The sequence below is a fragment of the Methanosarcina spelaei genome, from assembly GCF_002287235.1.
GTDB lineage: Archaea > Halobacteriota > Methanosarcinia > Methanosarcinales > Methanosarcinaceae > Methanosarcina > Methanosarcina spelaei.
Map to the genome: position 1 here is coordinate 1 of NZ_LMVP01000200.1, position 2,705 is coordinate 2,705.

1 protein-coding gene and 1 pseudogene are annotated in these 2,705 nt (G+C 39.7%); both read left to right on the forward strand.

The window, feature by feature from the left end; all coding sequences use genetic code 11:
* Positions 1-132: 132 nt before the first annotated feature.
* Positions 133-1,362, forward strand: coding sequence for an ABC transporter permease (locus ASJ81_RS10660; protein WP_095644436.1), 1,230 nt, complete (start codon positions 133-135; stop codon positions 1,360-1,362).
* A gap of 1,088 nt (positions 1,363-2,450) precedes the next feature.
* Positions 2,451-2,705, forward strand: a pseudogene (locus tag ASJ81_RS10670) (ABC transporter ATP-binding protein); the annotation flags it as partial.

Consider the following 2,705-nt stretch of genomic DNA (forward strand, 5'->3'; position numbering starts at 1 on the left):
ATCCCCAAACCCTATAGGCGTGATAAACCGGCGCAACGGTTTCGGGTCAACGGTTTCGGGTCAACGGTTGATCTTCAGTAGCCAAGTAAGGCGCGATAAAAAGACTTGAGAAAAATAACGGAAGGATGAAAGATGAGAAACTCGACCTATCTGAAAATGGGTCTAAACATGCTTTTGCATAGTAAACTGCGAAGCTGGCTGACAATTATCGGGATAGTTATAGGAGTGGGATCTGTAGTTGGAATTATCTCTCTGGGAGATGCCATGCAGGCAAATGTACAGAGTAAGCTATCCGATCTGGATCTGACAACGATAACAATAAGCCCAGGGTATACTAAGGCATCATCCAACATGCATGGCCCTGGTATGGGGGGTGGTGTATCAACAGATTCAGAATTAACGAAAGATGATATTAACGCGCTTCGAGGCCTGGATAGTATACAATATATTGAAGGAGAAGTTTCAGGCAGAGAAGAAGTCAAATATGTAGGACAAAACGCGACCCTTCCAATCACAGGTGTTGATCCTCAAGTCTGGAGATATATGACTACCCTGAAAACGCAATCAGGAAGATCACTTGAACCAGCTGATAAGAATGTTGCAGTCATAGGAAGTAGTGTTGCCAGTGAAATTTATGACCAGAATATCGGGGTTAACCAGGTAATAACCGTAAACGGCAAAGCAGTGCGCGTTGTTGGAATCCTGGAAGAAGAAGGCATGGGAGGTGACTCAAGAATCTACATGCCAATAGATGGAGCAGTGGACCTTGTTACAGATGCGAAAAAAGATGTTTATGATAGCATATCTGTAAAAGCCAAGAGTGAAGATCAGGTAGAGGAATTGACTACAGAAATCGAAAAAAAGCTTATGATATCAAGACACATTAATAAGGAAGATGATAGGGATTTTTCCGTAACAGCGTCAAAATCGTTGGCTGATTCGGTTACTGAAATGATGAGTTCGATGACTCTCTTCCTTGGCGCTATTGCAGCTGTGTCCCTGCTTGTGGGAGCTGTCGGGATTGCTAACACTATGTTTACCTCGGTCCTCGAAAAGACAAAAGAAATAGGAACTATGAAAGCTATTGGGGCAAAAAATAGGGATATTCTTATGATTTTCCTTTTCAATTCCGCAATGGTAGGTCTTGTTGGTGGCATCCTTGGAATTATTCTGGGATCCTTTGTTTCATCTGGGCTCCAAACGATGATGGGAAGTGATATGACTGGAGGAGGCAGTGGAGTGAGCTTTTCGTTGATGCTTGAAGGCCTGTCTCTTGCAGTTTTGATAGGAGTTGTCTCTGGAGTAGTACCAGCGTACAGGGCCTCTAAACTAAAGCCTGTGGATGCATTAAGGTACGAATAAACTGAAGAAGAAGGGACGATTTCCCGTTCTTATTTCCTGCCTCAATGGAATCAGTGACTTTCTGCTAACAAAGAAAAAAGGTTATGACGTGAATTTTGAAAATCATAACCATTAAAAATTTTTTTATATCTTTAAAAATTGACATTGCTTGTTTTCCAGAATTGATTCATGACCTGTGTATACTATATCTTTATCCGGCAATTGAGACCTGACTTAACACTAGACAGGCATCTTGCAATTTTAATTGCAGGAGCATCTTTGTCTTTGGAGCAGCCTTTCGGAATATTTGTCAGAATGAAAGAGACAGCTCTTATGTTAGGCCTGAATCTCCTTTTGAAAAAAATCTCAGTAAAATAATACTTTACTGGTACTTTATTCGCCTTTTATAGAGTAATTAAAGATTAAATTTAGTAAATATATTCTAGAAAAGCTTCATTGATAAATTAATTCTCTAGATTTCCCTATTTTTAGCTAAGTATGCTTATATTATTAAACGCCAATGAAGGAATCGGCTGCCTCTAATCCTGTTGAGAGGCTAGAAGATAAAATGCTCTATCTCAGATAGGTGTTCAGTCCCATCTCAAACACCTATCTCAGACAGGTGTTCAACCCCATATAAGAGTTGTTCAATTTGGTAAATTACAATGGAAAAGGAAACTGAAAAGGAACATCCTGAAACATAACCTCGCCACTAGGAACTTCAAGCCTATTGCTTGAAAATCAGGTGTTCCCCATTGTAATAAGGAGAGGAGGCAGCCAGCAAAAAACCCGCACTCCAGAAATGAGGCATTGTGCATTTCGCTGGGGCCTCAAAAACGAATCGAACCACAGGGTCTAGTTGGACCATGTAAATGGTCTGATTAGACCGATTATACCTACACAATATAGCCTAAGAAGATAACCCATAAAACTTGACAATTAATATCGGTAGGATAATATAATTAAAATCTTAAAAATTTATCAAAGAACATTCTGACTGCATCATAAAACAAGTCACGGAAACGATGGAAACCATGCATTATATGAAAAAACTCAAGCAACCTTAAAAAGGTTAAGCTCAAAAACGATTAACTTTTAGAGGTTTTATAATGACATTCACTGGAATAATAGATTCTCTTAAAACGGCATTGAATTCCTCAAAAATGATGAACTTTCTTGAAGGAGCAGCGAGTTTCTCTGATCCATCCGAAGAGGGTTCAGAAGGGAATCTGAAAATCAATCCATACTTAAATTCCGGAAATGGTGTTGCTGACAGTTCCAATGCAGTAAGGATCTCTCAAAACAAATGCGAGCCTCTTATCAAACTGACCGATGTCTGGAAAATCTATCAGATGGGGGAGGTC

What these genes read in the sequence shown, in the direction of transcription:
- ASJ81_RS10660 (WP_095644436.1), top strand. Translation starts at nt 133, where the DNA reads ATGAGAAACTCGACCTATCTGAAAATGGGTCTAAACATGCTTTTGCAT.